This is a genomic window from Pseudomonas sp. 1L-B-1-E-C1, assembly GCF_057291835.1.
In genome coordinates this window covers 91,896-111,772 of sequence record NZ_JBXAWN010000001.1, presented here as the reverse complement: position 1 = coordinate 111,772, position 19,877 = coordinate 91,896, and the positions used below count along the sequence as shown (strand labels likewise).

Sequence of the window (19,877 nt, the reverse complement as noted above, 5' to 3'; positions counted from 1 at the left end):
CCTTTGCAGTGCCTCGGTGAAGGTCTGCAAACGCTGTTCATCGGCGAAGGCGAACTGCGCCTGCAACACGTACGGATCACCCTGCGCGGCCGACAGATGATGGAACAGGATGCCGGTCTGCAAAGGCGCCAGCGGGTAGATGTCCTGAACATTCCGGACGCCGCCGGGGACACTCGCGACGATCCGGTCGATGGCCGTTTGATCAAGCGCCATCAGCGGCAGCAGTTCGGGGGTGATGCGCAGGCAATCGGCTGGAATCAGGTTCGCTGGCACCGCCGCCTCGGGTTCGCCGCCAACCGCTGCAGCGAGCGCGGCCAGCGTTGGTTGGCCGAACAGCACGCGAATATCCGCAGACAGGCCGGCCTGGCGCATGCGCGCAACCAGATTGACCGCCAGCAACGAATGCCCGCCCAGTTCGAAGAAATGATCAAAGCGCCCTATCCGCTCGACCTTCAGCAGTTCGGCCCAGATACCCGCAATCACGGTTTCGACTTCACCGACCGGGGCTTCGTACGCGCGAGTCAGCAGCGCCGACGGGTCAGGGGCCGGCAAGGCCTGGCGATCCAGTTTGCCGTTGGGGCTCAGTGGCAAGGCCTGCAGATGCACAAACACCGCAGGCACCATGTAATCCGGCAAGTGCTTGAGCAGTTGGCTGCGCAACTGATCGATTTGCAGCGGCTCGCCGCTGTAGTACGCGACCAGACGCTGATCGCCCGGCACGTCTTCACGGGCCAGTACCGCCGCTTCGCGCACACCATCGACGTGCGTCAGATGTGCCTGAATCTCGCCCAACTCGATGCGCAAACCACGAATTTTGACTTGATCGTCGTTGCGCCCCAGATACTCGATGTTGCCATCAGCCAGATACCGTGCGACGTCACCGGTGCGATATAAACGCGCGCCAGCCTGATCGCTGAACGGATCGTCAAGGAAGCGTTCGGCCGTCAGCTGCGGCCGATTCAGATACCCCCGCGCCACCTGCACGCCACCCAGATACATCTCGCCTGCCACCCCCAGCGGCGTCGGTTGCTGGTGAGCATCAAGGATGTACACGCGAGTGTTGCACAGCGGTTTGCCAATCGGCGGCGCGCCATGCGGTACCGGCGAATGCGGTTCCAGCGTCCACACGGTGCTGTCGACAGTGGCTTCGGTCGGGCCATAAACGTTGTGCAGGCGCACCTGCGGCAGACGCTCGCGGACGCTGCGCACCAACGCGCCGGTCAGCTCACCGCCACCACAAAACACATCGCTCAGGCTGCTGCACTCAACGACTTCTTCCACTTCAAGAAATTGCTGCAACAGCGCCGGTACGAACTGGATGACATTGACCTGTTGCTCACGAATCAGCTGCACCAGCGCCGCCGGATTGCGATGACCGTCCGGGCCCGCGAGGATCAGGCGCATGCCGCAGGTCAACGGCCAGAACAGCTCCCATACGGAAGCATCGAAACTCAACGGGGTTTTCTGCAACAGCGCAGCGCCGGTCGCCAGCGGACACAGGCTGGTGCTCCAGTGCAGCAAATTGCCCAGGTTGCGGTGCTCGACCATCACGCCTTTTGGGGTGCCGGTGGAACCGGAGGTGTAAATCACATAAGCCAGGTTCGCGGCGTTCAGGCCCGGTACCTGCGGATTGTTTTGCGCAAGGTTTTGCCAGCTGCAATGGTCCAAATCGACCCGCACGCCCGCCCACTCGCCGATCAGCGCGCGCGTCGGCGCATGCACCAGCACCGCCACGGGCGCGCTGTCCTCGAGCATGTAAGCCAGACGCTCGGCGGGATACCCCGGATCCAGCGGCACGTAAGCACCGCCAGCCTTGAGAATCGCCAGCAGACCGACCAGCAGCTCAGCGCCGCGCTCGACGCAGATCGCCACCCGCGAATCGCGATCCACACCGCACTGGCGCAGGTAATGGGCGAGCTGGTTGGCGCGGCGGTTCAATTCGGCGTAACTCAAACGCAGTTCACCGGCGACCAAGGCCTCAGCGTCTGGCGTGCGCAGCACCTGTGCCTCGAAGCGGCCATGAACGGTCTGTTCGAGATCGTGGGTGACGGCGGTGGCATTCAGATCGACCAGCAGGTGCTGACGCTCGTCGTCCGCCAACAACGCCACGTGTTCAAGAACCGCTTGATCATTACTGACCATCGCCTGCAACAGACGCTGGAAGTAGCCGACGTAACGCTTGATAGTCAATTCGTCGAACAGGGCAACGGCGTACTCCAGTACACCGCGAACTCCGCCCGGCGCGTCTGCCAGCGTCAGCGACAGATCGAATTTGGCAAAGTGGCTCGGCTCAGCCACGCTTTCAAGGGTCAAGTCGCCCAGACTCAGGCTCGCGCCATGGCCGCTGTCCCAACTGAACATCACCTGGAACAACGGACTGTGCGCCATGCTGCGCGCAGGTTTGGTGATTTCAACCACTTGTTCGAACGGCAGATCCTGATGCGCCTGCGCTTCCAGCGTCCGCGCCTTGACCCGCGCCAGCAGCGCTTCACTGCTCAACTCACCCGAAGTATCGATACGCAGCGCCAGCGTGTTGACGAACATGCCGATCAAGTCTTCGATCTCGGCGCGGGTACGGTTGGCCACCGGCGAACCGATGACCACTTCGGCTTGCCCCGACAAACGACTCAACAGGCTCGCCCAGGCGCTGAGCATGAGCATGTACATCGTCACGCCATGACGGCGGGCCAAGGCCTTGAGTCCGGCACTCAGGCGTTCGTCGAGCACCACGTCGACGGTGCTGCCGGCGTAATCCTGCTGTGCCGGGCGCACGCGGTCGGTCGGCAGCGTCAACAGTGCCGGAGCGCCGGCAAGGGTCTGTTGCCAGTATTCACTTTGGCGCTGCAACACCTCGCCACTGAGCCAGCGCCGCTGCCACACCGCGTAATCGGTGTATTGCAGCGCCAGCGGTGGCAACGGATCCGGCTGGCCATGGCTGAACGCCTGATACAACGCCATCAGTTCGCGGGTCAAAACGCCCATCGACCAGCCGTCGGAGATGATGTGGTGCAAGGTCAGCAACAGCACATGGTGATCGTCGGCCAGACGCACCAGGCGTCCGCGAATCAGCGCATCGTCCTGCAAATCGAACGGCCCCGAGGCTTCACCCTGAATCAGCGCCTGCAAGGTTTCGTCCGGTTGCGGGTGTTGGCACAGATCTTCGACGCGCAGCAGAAGACCGCTGTCGACCGGCGCTATCAGCACTTGCGCCTGGTCATTGAACTGGGCGAATCGGCTGCGCAGGGTTTCATGCCGTGCGACGATGCGCGCCAATGCCTGTTGCAGGGCTTGTTCATTGAGGCGGCCACGCAGACGCAGGCCGATGGGAATGTTGTACGCCGTGTTAGCGCCTTCCATTTGTGCGAGAAACCACAAGCGCTGCTGAGCGAACGACAGCGGCAAGGCGCCGTCACGTGCCACCGCAACAATCTCCGGTTGCGTGCTGCGCCCGGTCTGCGCCAACGCCTCGGCGACCGCTGACAGTTCGGCGTTGGCAAACAGATCGCCCAGAGCCAGCTCCACGCCAAGGCGCTGGCGAACCTGGGACACCATGCGCATGGCCAACAGCGAATGGCCGCCGAGTTCAAAGAAATGGTCCTGGCGCCCGACTCGCTCGACTTGCAGCACCTGCGCCCAGATCTGCGCCAGGGCGCTTTCCAGTTCGTTGTGCGGAGCCTCGTATTCGCGGGTGAACAGCGCCGCACGCTCAGGCTTCGGCAAGGCCTTGCGGTCGACCTTGCCATTGGCGGTCAACGGCAGTGCGTCGAGTTTGACGAACGCCACCGGCACCATGTACTCCGGCAACTGGCTCAACAGGTGCGCGCGCAACTCGGCCACCGCGAGCGGTTCAACCTGACTCTGCTCGGTGAAATAGGCCACCAGGCGCGGCTGACCGGGTTCATCTTCGCGCGCCAGCAGCACCGCTTCCTGAATGCCGGGCAACTGGTTGAGGCGAGTTTCGATCTCGCCAAGTTCGATACGCAAGCCACGGATTTTCACTTGATCGTCGTTGCGCCCCAGGTACTCGATCGTGCCGTCGGTGCGCCATCGGGCGAGGTCGCCGGTGCGATACATGCGCGCATTCGGCACGGGGCTGAACGGATCGTGAAGGAAGCGCTCGGCACTCAGGTCGGCACGGTTCAAATAACCGCGCGCTACCCCGCCACCGCCAACGTACAACTCGCCCATGACGCCAATCGGCACCGGTCGCCGCTGTTCATCCAGCAGGTACACCGTGGCGTTGGCCACCGGTTTGCCGATGTGCAAGGCGTCGCCTGCCTCGATTCGCCCTGAGGTCGCGACCACGGTGGCTTCGGTCGGGCCGTAGTTGTTGATCACATCGAATTGCTGGTTGCGGCTGAACTGGCGCAAACGGTCGCCACCGATCAGCAGCGTACGCAATGTCGGGTGTTCGAGGTTCTGGCTGAAGGCGTATTCGGCCACGGGTGTCGGCAGAAAACTCACGTCCAGTGGCTGCGCGCGCCACCAGTCGAGCAGTGCATCGATATCCTCGGCACCCTCCTGAGTCGGCGCCAGATGCAGGGTCGCTCCGGCGCACAACGCCGGCCAGACTTCCCAGGCCATGGCGTCGAAACCGAAGCCGGCAAGGCTTGAGGTGTGGCGACCGGCGCACAGATCAAATGCGGTGCAATGCCAGTCGACCAGATTCGACAAGGTGCGGTGTTCGACCATCACCCCTTTGGGCAGGCCGGTGGAACCGGAGGTGTAGATCACGTAGGCCAGATGTGCGGGGGTCAGCCCCGGCACCTGCGGATCGAGGGTTTCGCTCAGCGGCCAGGTGCGCGGGTCAAGATCGATTACCGGCACCGCCAGCGCCGGCAAGCGCCCACGCAGATTGTTTTGGGTCAGCACGGCAACGGGGGCGCTGTCGCTGAGCAAGTAGTGCAAACGCTCGGCCGGGTGCGCCGGGTCGACCGGTACATAACCGGCGCCGGCCTTGAGAATCGCCACCAGTCCGACCAGCGTATCGAGGCCACGCCGGGCGACGATGGCGACGCGATCGTCGGGCTTCACCCCAAGCGCGAGCAAATGATGGGCCAGCGCATTGGCATGCCGGTTGAGTTCGGCATAACTCAATTGCTCACCCAGGAACTGTGCTGCCAGCGCTTCTGGTCGCTGCGCCACTTGCGCTTCGAAACGTTGGGCAATGGTCAACGTTGTCGAGTAATCAGCGTGGGTAGCATTGAACGCCAGCAGTACCTGTTCGCGCTCCGCCGCCGGAAGAATCGGCAATTGGTTGAGCGCGGTGTCCGGCGCCTGCTCCAGCGCCAGCACCAGACTTTCCAGGGCGCAGTGCAGGTAATCGCAGATACGCTGTGGATCGACCTCGGTGGTGGCCAGCAAGGTCAGGCTGAACGCATCGCCGAAATCATCGACACTCAAGGTCAGCGGATAGTTGGTGCGCTCCTCGGAGCTGAGCGTACTGATCCCTTCCCACGCAGCCAGGGTCTCGGCACTCGCCGTCGCCGCCGTATGGCTGTGCCGGTAATTGAGCAAGGCACTGAACAGCGGCGTCGGTGCGACCACGCCGCTGCAACGCTGGGCCAATGCCAGCGGCGCGTGTTCGTGGCGCATCAAAGTAGTCAGGCGTGTGTGCGTCGCCTCCACCGCCGCACGTACGCCCTGCGCATCGACATCGACCCGTAGCGGCAAGGTGTTGATGAAAATCCCCAGCGCCCGTTCAGTAGCTTCGGCGCCTTGCATGCGGCCCATCAGCACCGTACCAAACACCACGTTTGGCTTGCTGGTGAGCGCCGCGAGCACCTGCGCCCAGCCCAGGTGAAACAGGCTCGCGGCGCTCACGCCGAGTTGCCGCGCCTGCACCCGCAAACGCTGGCCGAGCAACGCATTGATCGGCAGGCTCAGCTCGGTGATACCGCGGCCGTCGCCCTGCACATCCTGCAAACCGTACGGCAGCGTCGGCTCGGCAATGTCCGCGAGCATCTCGCGGAAAAACGTCTCGTGTTCTGCTTCGCTGATGCCCAGCCGCGCTTGCGCCACGTAATTGCGAAACGGCACCGGCCGGCCAAGCGATTGATCCTGTCCGGTGAGGCAGGCGAGCAGTTCGTGACGCACCACGTCGAGCGCCGAGTGGTCCAGGGCCATGTGATGGAACAACAACGTCGCGACCACGCGCTGACCGTCCTCGTCCCACGCGTAGGCCAGACGCATCATCGGCGCACACCGGACGTCGAGTCGGAAATGCCGCGCATCGAAGCGATCGTGCAATTGCTGCAGCGCAGCGCTTTCGCCGTCTGCCAGCACAACCTCTTCCATCGGCAACTGTGCCTGACGCCAGACTACTTGCAGCGGCACGTCCAGCCCCTCCCAATGCACCGCCGTGCGCAGGATGTCGTGGCGATCGATGACCTTTTGCAACGCTTGAGCGAAGTCCTGCAGACGTTCACGGCTGCTGAACGCGAAGTACGATTGCATGACGTAGGGATCGCCCTGCTCGTTGCTCGCGTGGTGATAGAGAATGCCTTCTTGCAACGGCGCCAGTGGATAGATGTCCTGCACATTGGCGGCGCCGCCCGGTACGTCGGCGATCAAGCGGTCGAGTGTCGGCTGATCCACTTCAGCCAGGGTCACCATCGCTGGCGTGATGTGCGTGCTGCCGGGAAGAATGCCGTTGGCCGGCACGTCGATCTGGCCGACGCGAGTGGCCGAGTATTGCCCGGCCTTGATCAGTTCGATCAGTGCCGGTTTGTGTTTACGCAGCGCGGCCAGCATTGCCGGATCGCTCAACGCCTGTTTGTTGCCGTTGACGCGCAATTGCTCATCGGTCACCGCCAACTGAATGTCTTTTGCCTTCAGGGTTGCCAATAGTTCGAGCACATTCACAGGACGATCTCCATTCTTTCGGTAATTGCGGCGTAGCCGGCCAGGGTCGGTTGTTCGAACAACGCCCTGACATCGGCTTCCATGCCTTCCTGACGTAACCGGCCGATCAGACTGACCGCCAGTAATGAGTGACCACCCAGTTCAAAGAAATGATCGTGACGCCCTACTCGTTCGACGTTGAGCAGCTCGGCCCATAGCCGTGCGAGGGTGATTTCGACTTCACCGACCGGGGCTTCGTATTCGCGGGTTTTCAGCGATTGCTGATCCGGCGCCGGCAGCGCCTTGCGGTCGAGCTTGCCGTTGGGGCTCAGCGGCAAAGCGTCGAGATGCACGAACACGGCGGGCACCATGTAGTCCGGCAAGGGCTTGAGCAAATGACTGCGCAGCAGGTCGATTTCCAGGCGTTCGCCGGTGTAGTACGCGACCAGACGTTTGTCGCCCGGCACGTCTTCGCGGGCCAGCACCACCGCCTCTTGCACGCCGTGGACCTGGGTCAGGCGTGCCTGGATTTCGCCCAGTTCAATACGCAGACCGCGGATCTTCACCTGATCATCGTTACGCCCCAGGTATTCGATATTGCCGTCCGGCCGATACCGTGCGACGTCGCCAGTGCGGTACATGCGCCCATGCGGATGAAACGGATCCTCGAGGAAGCGTTCGGCCGTCAGTTGCGGTCGGTTCAGATACCCGCGCGCCACCTGCACGCCAGCGATGTACAGCTCGCCGATCACGCCTTGCGGCACCGGTTGCTGTTGCGCATCAAGGATGTACAGGCGGGTGTTGGCGATCGGTTTGCCGATCGGCGTGTTGTCCGGGGTCTGCTCGATGGAGCCGGCGCAATCCCACGCCGTGACGTCGACGGCCGCTTCGGTCGGGCCGTACAGGTTGTACAAAGCGCTGCCCGGCAGTTGCAGTTTGAAGCGCCGCACCAGACTGCCCGGCAACGCTTCTCCGCTGCACATCACCTGACGCACGCCATCGCAGCGTGTGGTATCGCTGTTAGCGAGGAACACGTCGAGCATCGACGGCACAAAGTGCAGCGTGGTGATGTTCTCACGCTCGATGACTTCGCTCAGATACTGCGGATCCTTGTGTCCGCCAGGCTGCGCCATGACCAGTCGCGCGCCGGTCATCAGTGGCCAGAAGAACTCCCACACCGACACGTCGAAGCTGAACGGGGTTTTCTGCAACACCGAATCGGCCGCGGTCAGCTGATAGGCGTCCTGCATCCACAGCAGACGATTGACCACCCCGGCATGTTCGTTGACCACACCTTTGGGCTGGCCGGTCGAGCCCGAGGTGTAGATCACGTAAGCGCTGTGCCGGGGCGTCAGCGCCGGGATTTGCGGATTGTCGGCGGACAGTGATTGCCAGCTGTTCCGGTCAAGATCGACCACTGCCGCCGTGACATCCCCCAGCAACCCGCTGGTAGCAGCGTGTACCAGCACCACGGCTGGCGCGCTGTCCTCAAGCATGTAGGCCAGGCGCTCCGGCGGATAGGTCGGGTCCAGCGGCACATACGCGGCGCCGGCCTTGTTGATCGCCAGCAGGCCGATGACCATTTCCAGACTGCGTTCGACGCAGATCGCGACCCGCGAATCCACCTGCACACCGAGGTCGATCAGGTGCCCGGCCAGGCGGTTGGCGCGCTCGTTCAGTTGCGTGTAGCTCAATGCCTGTTCGCCGGCGACGACGGCCACAGCCTGTGGCGTACGCTGCACTTGCGCTTCGAATAAACCGTGCAGTGTCTGCTGCAAATCGTAATCGACGTCGGTGGCGTTGAGGCCGAACAACAACGCCTGCCGCTCCTCGTCCGGCAACACCGTCAAACGGTTCAACGGTTGCTGTGGTGTCTGCTCCAACGCCTCAGCCAGCGCAACCAGCGCGTTCTGCATGAACCGGCTGATGCGTGCTGCGCCGATGCGCGACGGGGTCATCACCGTCAGTTGGAAGCCGCTGCCGAAATCGTCGACGTTAAGAGTCAACGGGTAATTGGTGCGCTCCTCACCGGTCAGGGATTCGATGCCCTGCCAAGCCTCACGCTTGGTATTTTGCTGAGCTTCGCTGTCGCTATGGCGGTAATTGAGCATTGCGCTGAACAGTGGCGACGGCGCCGCCACACCGCTGCAACGCTGGGCCAATGCCAGCGACGCATGTTCGTGGGCCAACAGCGCACTGAGTCGCGCATGGGTTGCCTTGACCCCGGCGCGCACGTTGCTTTCGTCAACATCCACACGCAATGGCAAGGTGTTGATGAACATGCCCAGCCCGCGATCCGCGCCTGCGCCGCCCTGCATGCGCCCGAGTAACACGGTGCCAAAGACCACGCGCTCCTGGCCGGACGTTGCCGCCAGCACCCGTGCCCAGGCGAGATGGAACAGGCTGGCGACGCTGACACCGAGCAACCGCGCCTGACTGCGCAAACGCTGCGCCACCGCAGCAGGCAGCGCCCGGCGGACTTCCTCGATGTCATTGCCGTCGCCGTGCACATCCTGCAAACCGAACGGCAGTGTCGGTTCGTCGATGTCGCCGAGCATCTCGCGGAAGAACACTTCGTGCTCTTGTTCGCTGACGCCAAATCGGGTCTGCGCTACATAGTTGCGGTACGGCACAGCGGCCACCGGCCGCCGCTCATCACCCTGCAAAATCGCCTGCATTTCTGCGCTGACCACCGCCAGCGCGGTGTGGTCCATGGCGATGTGGTGGAACAACAGCATGGCAACCACGCGCTGATGGTCCCGATCGAGGGCATACACCAAACGCAGGAGTGGTGCCTGATCCAGCTCCAGACGCCAGTTCCGCGCATCGAAGCGCGCGCGCAACTGCTCGATGGCTTCACCCTGCGTGGGCTCCAGCGCCACGGCCTGCACCGGCAGTTCGGCATGACGCCAGACCACTTGTACCGGCGCTACGAGCCCTTGCCAGACAATCGAAGTGCGCAGAATGTCGTGGCGGCTCATGACTTGACGCAGCGCCGCGGCAAACGCCTGAAAACGCTCGACGCTGTCGAATGCCAGACACGATTGCAGCAGGTACGGATCGCCCTGCGCCGCGCTGAGATGGTGATACAGAATCCCTTCCTGCAACGGCGCCAGCGGATAAATATCCTGCACGTTGGCCGCGCCGCCCGGCACCGTGGCAACGATGCGCTCGATGCTGGCCTGATCCAGTTGCACCAGCGTCAGCATGTCCGCGTTGATGTGCGTGCAATCGGCCGCAATCAGATTGTCCGGCACTGCGACCTCGCGGCCACTGCCCACCGCTGCAGCTAGTGCGGCCAGAGTCGGCTGGCTGAAGAGCACACGCACATCGGTGCTCAGATCGACCTGACGCATGCGTTCGATCAGCGTCACTGCCAGCAATGAATGCCCGCCCAATTCGAAGAAGTTGTCGTGGCGGCCGACCTGTCCAACGTTCAAAACGTCCGACCAGATCTGCGCCAGCGCAATTTCCACCGAACCTTGCGGCGCGGCGTATTCGCGGCTCAGCCACGCCGTTTGATCCGGCTCCGGCAACGCCTTGCGGTCGAGTTTGCCGTTAGCGGTCAGCGGCAGTGCTGGCAGACGTACGTAAGCGACGGGCACCAGGGCTTGCGGCAACTGCGCTTGCAGATGACTGCGCAAATCATCGATCTCGACGTTCAGGCGTTCGGTAAACCACGCCAGCAACTGCCCGTCGCGCACCAGCACCACGCAATCCTGCACGGATTCGTGACCACACAATGCCGCTTCGATTTCGCCCAGTTCGATGCGCACGCCGCGCAGTTTGACCTGATCATCGTTGCGCCCCAGGTATTCGATTGTGCCGTCGGCGAGCCAGCGTGCGAGGTCACCGGTGCGGTACATGCGCGCCTGCGGTTCGTCACTGAACGGGTCGTCGAGGAAGCGTTCGGCAGTCAGCTCGGGGCGATGCAGATACCCGCGCGCCACACCGGCACCGCCGACATACAACTCGCCGGCGACGCCGACCGGTACCGGGCGCTGCTGATCGTCGAGCAGGTAAATCTTCGCATTGGCCATCGGCCGGCCGATGTGCAGCACCTGTCCGGCCTCGACCGCGCCGGAGGTGGCGACCACCGTGGCTTCGGTCGGGCCGTAGTTATTGATCACCGCGAAGGTCTGCTCGCGGGGGAACTGGCGCAGTTTGTCGCCACCGATCAACAGCGTGCGCAAGGTCGGGTGGCCGAGGTCGCGACTGAACGCGTATTCGGCGACGGGCGTCGGCAGGAAACTCACCTGCAATGGCTGCGCGCGCCACCACGCGAGCAACTCGTCCAGGTGCTCGTTGCTCACCGATTGCGGTGGCAGATGCAGGGTCGCGCCGACGCACAGTGCTGGCCAGACCTCCCACGCCATGGCATCGAAACCGCAGCCGGCGACGCTTGAGGTTTGGCTGCCGGCGCGTAGGTCGAAAGCTTCGCAGTGCCAGTGCACAAGGTTTTCCAGCGTTGCGTGTTCGACCATCACGCCTTTCGGCTGGCCGGTGGAGCCGGAGGTGTAGATCACGTAGGCCAGATGAGCCGGGGTCAGCGTCGACAGTTGCGGATTGCTGTCGGACAACTGCTGCCAAGTGGGATGGTCCAGATCAATCAACGGCACTGCGCCCAGCAAATCAGCCGTCGCAGCCTGCGCCAGTACCGCCATCGGCACGCTGTCCTGCAACAGATAAGCGATGCGTTCCGCCGGATACGCCGGGTCGACCGGCACATAACCGGCGCCGGTCTTGAGGATCGCCAGCAACGCGACGAGCATGTCCGGGCCACGGCGCAGACACACGGCGATGCGGTCATCGGGCTGCACGCCGAGGCCGAGCAAGTGATGGGCCAGGCGATTGGCACGCTGATTGAGCTGAGCGTAAGTCAGCTGCTGCGCGCCCTGCACCACGGCCGGTGCATGCGGCTGCTGCTCGGCCTGAACCTCGACCAAGCGCTGAATCGTCGCGCCACGCGGATAGGCCGCGTCATGCTGGTTGAAGCCGACCAGCAAGTCTTCGTATTCCGCCACCGAAAGCACCGGCAACCGGTTGAGCAGACGTTGCGGTGCTTCTTCCAGTGCGGTCACCAGATGTTCGAGTGCGGTGTGCATGTAACTGCATATCCGTTGCGCACCGATCTCGGCGACCGCCAGCACGTCGAGGGCAAAGCCTTCGCCCAGATCATCCACCGACAGGGTCAGCGGATAATTGCTGCGCTCCTCACCGCCAAGCATGCGCACGCCCTGCCAAATTCCTTGACCATCGCGCGGCTGTTGTGCGGCGGCGCTGTGCCGGTAGTTGAGCAAGGCACTGAACAGCGGCGCGGAACCGACCATGCCACTGCAACGCTGGGCCAGCGCCAGTGACGCGTGTTCATGGCCAAGCAGCGCCGTCAGCCGCGCATGGGTGGCTTTCACTCCGGCGCGCACGCCTTGTGCGAGATCAACCCGCAGCGGCAAGGTATTGATGAACACCCCGAGCGTGCGGTCGGCGCCCTCGCCGCCCTGCATCCGTCCCATCAGCACGGTGCCGAACACCACATCACAGCGTCCGGAGACCATGCCCAGCACCTGCGCCCAGGCCATGTGCATCAGGCTCGCCGGGCTGACACCCAACTGCCGCGCCTGTTCGCGCAGGCGCAAATTGAGCGTGGCATCGACCGCTTGCAGCGCTTCTTCGATGCCACGCCCATCGCCCTGAACATCCTGCAGACCGAAAGGCAAGGTCGGCTCGTCGATATCGCCAAGCATCTCGCGGAAGAACGCCTCATGTTCCTGCGCATCGGCGCCCAGGCGCGCCTGCGCCACGTAGTTGCGGTACGGCATCGGGGGAGTCAGCGTGTCGAGCTGATCAAACATCAGCGCGTGCATTTCCCGACCAATCACTTCCATGGCGGTGTGGTCGAGAATCGAGTGATGGAACAACACGATGGCGACGACTTGCTGCTGCGCCGGATCCTCGGCGTAGACCATGCGGATCAGCGGTGCCTGCGTCAGGTCGAGGCGGTAATGCCGGGCATCGAAACGCGCGTGCAACTGTTGGAGAATGTCGCCATCCTGCGCCTCCAGTGGCACCTGTTGCACGACCATCTGCGCCTCACGCCAGACCACTTGCTGTGGGTTGGACAAGCCTTCCCAGACTACGCTGGTGCGCAGAATGTCGTGACGCGCGATGACCTGCTGCAAATGCGTGGCGAAGGTTTGTAAACGTTCGAGGCTGTCGAAGGCCAGACGTGATTGCAGCAGATACGGATCGCCCTGCTCAGCACTGAGGTGGTGATAAAGAATGCCTTCCTGCAACGGTGCCAGCGGGTAGATGTCCTGCACATTGGCGGCGCCGCCCGGCACCGTGGCGACGATATGATCGATGCTGGCCTGATCCAGCGTGGCCAGGGTCAGCATGTCCGGGGTGATGTGCGTGCAATCGGCCGCAATCAGATTGGCCGGCACTGCGATTTCCCGACCACTGCCCAAGGCCCGCGCCAGCGCGGCGAGGCTCGGCTGGTTGAACAGCACGCGTACATCGGCGCTCAGGCCGGCCTGACGCATGCGTTCGATCAGGCTCACCGCCAACAGCGAATGGCCGCCGAGTTCGAAGAAGTTGTCGTGACGACCGATCTGTTCGATGTTCAGTACGTCGGCCCAGATCTGCGCCAGCGCTACTTCAACCGGGCCTTGCGGCGCCTCATATTCACGGCTGAGCCACGCGTCCTGATCCGGCTCGGGCAAGGCCTTGCGGTCGAGTTTGCCGTGAGCCGTGAGCGGCAGGCTGGCCAGTCGCACATAGGCGGCCGGCACCAAAGTGTCCGGCAGTCGCGCTTGCAGATGGCGGTGCAAGTTGCCGATCTCGACCTGCTCGATGTCAGTGAACCACGCAACCAGACGCCCGTCGCGCACCAGCACCACGCATTCACGGACCGCATCATGTGCGCTTAGCGCCGATTCGATTTCCCCGAGTTCTATACGCACACCGCGCAGTTTCACCTGATCGTCGTTGCGCCCCAGGTATTCGATATTGCCATCGTCCAGCCAGCGCGCCAGGTCACCGGTGCGGTACATCCGCGCGTGCGGTTCGTCGCTGAACGGGTCGTCGAGGAACTGCACAGCGGTCAGTTCCGGTCGATTCAGATAGCCGCGTGCAACCCCGGCGCCACCGACATACAACTCGCCCTGCACCCCCGTCGGCACCGGCTGTTGCTGGCGGTCCAGCAGATAGATCCGCGCATTGGCGATCGGCCGGCCAATGTGCAAAACCCGCCCGGGTTGGATGCGCCCGGACGTCGCCACCACCGTAGCTTCGGTCGGGCCGTAGTTGTTGATCACGGCGAACGTCTGCTCCCGTGGGAACTGGCGCAACTTGTCGCCACCGATCAGCAGCGTGCGCAGGGTCGGATGGCCCAGTTCACGACTGAAGGCATATTCGGCCACCGGGGTCGGCAGAAAACTCACCTGCAACGGCTGCGCACGCCACCACTCGAGCAGTTCGTCGAGGTGTTCATTTTTGATCGAGGGCGGTGGCAGATGCACGGTCGCGCCGACGCACAACGCCGGCCAGACTTCCCAGGCCATGGCATCGAAACCGCAACCGGCGATGCTGGCGGTGTGGCTGCCGGCGTGCAGATCGAAAGCTTCGGCGTGCCAGTGCACGAGGTTTTCCAGAGTGCGGTGCTCGACCATCACGCCTTTCGGTTGCCCGGTGGAACCCGAGGTGTAGATCACGTAGGCCAGATTCGCCGGGGTCAGGCCCGACCGTTGCGGGTTGTCGTCGGGCAAGTGCCGCCAGTCGCTGGCGTCCAGATCAATCACCGGCGCAAAGCCGAGCAAGTCGCGCGTCGACGCCTGCGCCAGCACCGCGACCGGGTCACTGTCCTGCAACAGGTAGGCAATGCGTTCTGGCGGATAATCCGCATCGATCGGTACATAACCCGCGCCGGCCTTGAGAATCGCCAACAGCGCAACGAGCATGTAAGGGCCGCGACGCAGGCACAGCGCGACACGGTCGTCGACTTGCACGCCGAGGCCGATCAAGTGATGGGCGAGGCGATTGGCGCGCTGATTCAGTTCACGGTAGCTGAGCTGTTGCTCGCCCTGCACCACCGCTAGCGCCTCGGGATGCGCCAGGACTTGCGCTTCAAACAGGCGCGGCACTGTTTGCGCGGGCGGGTATTCACGACCGCTGATATTGAAGCCGACCAGCACCCGTTGGCGCTCGCCCGGCGACACGATCGTCAGTTGCTGCAACGGCGCCGTCGGCGTGTACTCCAGCGCCGTGACCAGACTGTGCAACGCGGTTTGCAAGAAATCACAGACCCGCGTGCCATCCACCTGCGGCACGGCTTGCACGCTCAGACGGAAACCTTCGCCAAGGTCGTCGACGCTGACCACCAACGGATAGTTACTGCGCTCGCGCGAGCTGAGAATCTGCACGCCGTCCCACGTTACCGCGGCCGATTCCGGCGCACTGTGGCGGTAGTTGAGCAAGGTGCTGAACAGCGCCTGCGAACCGGCAACACCACTGCAACGCTGGGCCAGTGCCAGCGAGGCTTGCTCATGGCCGAGCAACTGCGCCAGACGTGCATGGGTCGCACGCACGCCGCTCTCTACCGAATCCGCCCCGACGCTGACGCGCAGCGGCAAGGTGTTGATGAACATGCCCAACGCCCGATCAGCGCCCTCCCCACCTTGCATCCGTCCGAGTAACACTGTGCCGAACACCACCTCTTGCTGGCCGGAAACCTGCGCCAACACCTGCGCCCAGGCCTGATGCACCAGACTGGCCACGCTGACACCCAGGCGCCGCGCCTGCTCGCGCAGACGCTGACCAAGGCTGGCGTCCAGCTCGGAATGACTGTCGAGGATCGCGCTGCCGTCGCCGTGCACGTCCTGCAAACCGAAGGCCACGGTGGGTTCGTCAATGTCAGCAAGCATCTCGCGAAAGAAGAGTTCATGAGCCTGATCATCGGAACCGAGCCGCGCCTGCGCGACGAAATTACGGTACTGCACCGGCGGCGGCAGATCACTGCTGACCCCGCGCATGACGTCGTTCATTTCCGCGACCAGCACATCCAGCGCGGTGTGATCAAGGACGATATGGTGCAGCAGGAGAATGCCGATCCAGCGGTTGTGCGGCTGATCTTCGGTGTAGACAAAGCGCATCAGCGGCGCGCGATTGAGGTCCAGATGATAGTGGCGCGGATCGAAACGCGCTTGCATCTGTTGCAGTACATCGCCGACGAGTTCATCGGCATCGACGCGTTCCAGCGCCAGTGGTGCCTCACGCCAGACCACTTGCACCGCCTCTTCAAGCCCTTCCCAGACAATGCCGGTGCGCAGAATGTCATGGCGTTTGATCACGCCATTCAAGGCACGAACGAAGTCTTTGATCCGCGCCAGGCCGTCGAAGGCGAATTGCGCCTGCAACACATAGGGATCGCCGGCGCTGGTTGCCAAGTGGTGATAGAGAATCCCCGCCTGCAACGGGGCAAGCCCGTAGATGTCCTGCACATTGGCAATGCCGCCCGGCACGCTGGCAACCACGCGGTCGATCGCGGCCTGATCGAGATGGGCCAGCGGCAGCATGGCCGGGGTAATGCGCGAGCAATCCGCCGCGATCAGATTGTCCGGCACGACGATCACGCGTTCGCTGCTCAAGGTCGCCGCCAGCGCGGCCACGCTTGGCTGACCGAACAGCACGCGCACATCACAATGCAGATCCTGTTGGCGCATGCGTTCGATCAGTTTTACCGCAAGCAGCGAATGGCCACCGAGTTCGAAGAAATTGTCATGGCGACCGACTTGCTCGACACCGAGCAAGGTCTGCCAGAGTTCGGCAATCAGCTTTTCCACGACACCGACCGGTGCTGCGAAGCCACGATGGGCGAAGGCCTCGCTGTCCGGTTGCGGCAAGGCTTTGCGGTCGAGCTTGCCATTGGTGGTCAGCGGAAAAGCGTCCAGACGCACGAAGGCGCTCGGCACCATGTAGTCAGCCAGCACCGCCAGCAAATGATCACGCAACTGCGCCACGTCCGGCGCGGCGCCTGCGTCGGCCATCCAGTAGGCAACCAGACGCTGATCACCGGGGCTGTCTTCGCGGGCGATGACCACGGCTTCGCGCACCCCTGCGCAAGCGCAAAGGCGCGCTTCGATTTCGCCCAGTTCGATGCGGAAACCGCGAATCTTCACTTGATCGTCGTTACGGCCCAGGTATTCGAGGCTGCCGTCGGCGGCCCAGCGCGCAAGGTCACCGGTTTTATACAAACGCGCCTCGGCGTTTTCGCTGAACGGATCATTGATAAAACGCTCGGCCGTCAGTGCTTCGCGATTCAGATAACCGCGCGCCACCCCCGCGCCGCCGACGTACAGCTCACCGATCACGCCGACGGGGACCGGCTGGCGCTGCGCATCGAGGACATACAGTTGCAGGTCGGGAATACGCACGCCAATCGGGCTGACGCCGAGCAATTGCGCGTCGGCGGCTTGCAGCGGTCGATAGGTCACGTGCACGGTGGTTTCGGTGATGCCGTACATGTTCACCAGCCGTGTACCGGCATTGCCGACCCGTGCGTACCACGGTTTGAGCAGGCTCGGCTCCAGGGCTTCACCGCCGAAAATGACTTCCCGCAACGAGTGTTGAAGCTGACTGCGGCCCTGCGCGGCGATCAATTGGCGGAAGGCGCTCGGCGTCTGGTTGAGCACGGTCACGCCGCTTTGGCAGAGCAATGCATAGCAGTCATCCGGCGACCGGCTGACAGCTTGCGGGACCAGCAGCAATTGCCCTCCGAGCGCCAGCGCGCCCCAGATTTCCCACACCGAGAAATCGAACGCAAAGGAATGGAACAGCGCCCAGGTGTCCTGCTGATTGAACTGGAACCAGTCATGGGTAGCAGAAAACAGCCGCGTCACGTTGCGGTGCTCGACCATTACGCCTTTGGGCAAACCGGTGGAACCGGAGGTGTAGATCACGTACGCCAGATGCGCCGGGGTCAATTCGGGAATCTGCGGATTGCAGTCGAGTCCGGCCTCGAGGTGAGCGCCGTCGATGTCAATCTGCGGCACGTCGAGAGCGGCCACACGATCGCGCGTTGTCGCCTGCATCAGCACCGCCGCCGGTGCGCTGTCGTGCAAGGTGAAGCTGATTCTGTCGAGCGGATAAGCCGGATCGATAGGCACGTACCCGGCGCCGGCCTTGAGTACACCGAGCAGGCCGATGATCATTTGCGGGCCGCGCTCAACGCAGATGGCGACACGGTCATCGGGGCGGATGTTCACAGCCAGTAAATGATGGGCGACCTGATTGGCGCGGCGATTGAGCTCGCCGTAGCTGAGCGTCTGCCCCGCGAAGATCAACACCGTGGCGTCAGGTCGGGCCTGCGCATGGGCTTCGAATTGCTGGTGGATCAGCGGGGTTTCGGGAAACTGCATCAGCGGCAGATTGCTGCCGTGCAGCAGGTGTTCGAGTTCGCTGGCGGGGAGGATGTTCAGCTCTTGCAGCGCCACATCGGCGCTGGATTGCAGCGCCGCAGCCAGGCTCTCCAGCGCAGTGCTCAGGTAAGCCGCCATGCGCTCGGCACCCAGCGCTGCATCTGCCAGGGCGGTGATGCGCAAATCTGCGCCGAGGTCATCGATGTTGATGGTCAGCGGATAGTTGGTGCGCTCGCGGGCGCCGAGCAGCTGCACACCGGGGGCAATGTCGACCACGTCAGCGACTTCTTCGACACTGCTGTGCCGGTAGTTGAGGATCGCGCTGAACAGCGGCGTCGGCACGGACACTGCGCTGCAGCGTTGCGCCAAAGCCAGCGAAACCTGCTCATGCGCCAGCAACGCCGTCAGGTGCTGATGGGTCGCCCGCACGCCGGCACGCACACTTTGTTCGCCGACATCAACGCGCAGCGGCAAAGTGTTGATGAACATGCCCAACGCCTGCTCACCACCCTCGCCCGCGTCCATCCGCCCCAGCAGCACGGTGCCAAACACCACCGCCGTGCGCCCGGACAATTGCCCCAGCACCCGCGCCAGCGCCAGATGCGTCAGGCTCGCAACGCTCACGCCGAGCTGCCGCGCCTGCTCGCGCAACTGCTGGCTCAAGCGGCTGTCGAGCATCAACGAAGACTCCTCGATGGCGTGGCCGTCACCCTGCACATCCTGCAAACCACACGGGAGTGTCGGCTCGTCGATGTCGGCGAGCATCTCGCGGAAAAACGCTTCTTGCGCCTGCTGATTGCCGGCACTGCGCGCCATCGCCAAGTGATCGCGATACGGCACCGGCGCAGGCACCTGCGCGGTCTGCCCGAGCAGAAACGCCTGGATTTCCCTGCGCATTACATCCAGCGCAACGTGATCCATGATCATGTGATGAAACAGCAACAGCGCGACCACGCGCTCCTGAGCAGGATCCTGCGCATAGACCATGCGCAGCAGCGGCGCTTGCTGCATGTTCAGGCGCAAGTGCTGCGGGTCATGGCGTTCGAGCAATTGCGTGAGTACGTCGCGGTCATCGTCGACGCTGATTTTCTCACACACCAGCGGCGCCTCGCGCCAGACCACTTGCACCGCCTCGTCGAGGTATTCCCAGACAAACGAGGTGCGCAGAATGTCGTGACGCTTGACCACCCAACGCAGCGCGTCGGCAAACGCGTCCAGCCGTTGCAGGCCGTCGAACACGAAGCGCGCCTGCGAAATGTAGGGGTCGCCAGCAGCAGCCGAGAGGTGGTGATAGAGCATGCCCTCCTGCAACGCGGACAGCGGATAAATGTCTTGCACATTGGCGGCGCCGCCCGGCACGGTGGCGACGATGCGGTCAAGCGTCTCCTGATTCAGCGTCACCAGCGGCAGCATGTCCGGGGTGATGCGAAAGGCCGGGCTCAGCCAGTCACCGCCGTGTTCTGCAACCAGTTCCAGCAGTTGCGCCTTGTGCGCCGCGAGGCTGTCCCACAACGCATCATCCAGCGCGTCGTCGCTGCCCAGAATGACCAGGTCTTCATCTTCCTGTTGAAGGCGGATCGCATGGGTGGAAATAACAGCCATCAGTTCGCTGAAATGCAT

Annotated in this window: 2 protein-coding genes (1 of these 2 only partly in view); both read right to left on the bottom strand. The window is 63.3% G+C overall.

The window, feature by feature from the left end:
* Positions 1–6,864, bottom strand: partial view of a non-ribosomal peptide synthase/polyketide synthase gene (locus tag AC0Z4S_RS00385; protein ID WP_485621601.1) — the 5' end (the start) only. 10,980 nt of this gene lie to the left of the window's left edge; 6,864 of the gene's 17,844 nt are visible here — the first part of the coding sequence; it begins with the start codon at positions 6,862–6,864; its stop codon lies beyond the left edge, outside the window.
* Entirely contained in the window at positions 6,861–19,877 is a 13,017-nt protein-coding gene (locus AC0Z4S_RS00380) for an amino acid adenylation domain-containing protein (protein WP_485621600.1), read from the bottom strand. The genes AC0Z4S_RS00385 and AC0Z4S_RS00380 overlap by 4 nt, the downstream gene beginning before the upstream one ends.

Excerpts from the sequence above, each read along its gene's own strand:
- AC0Z4S_RS00380 (WP_485621600.1), bottom strand. The coding sequence starts at position 19,877 with ATGCATTTCAGCGAACTGATGGCTGTTATTTCCACCCATGCGATCCGC.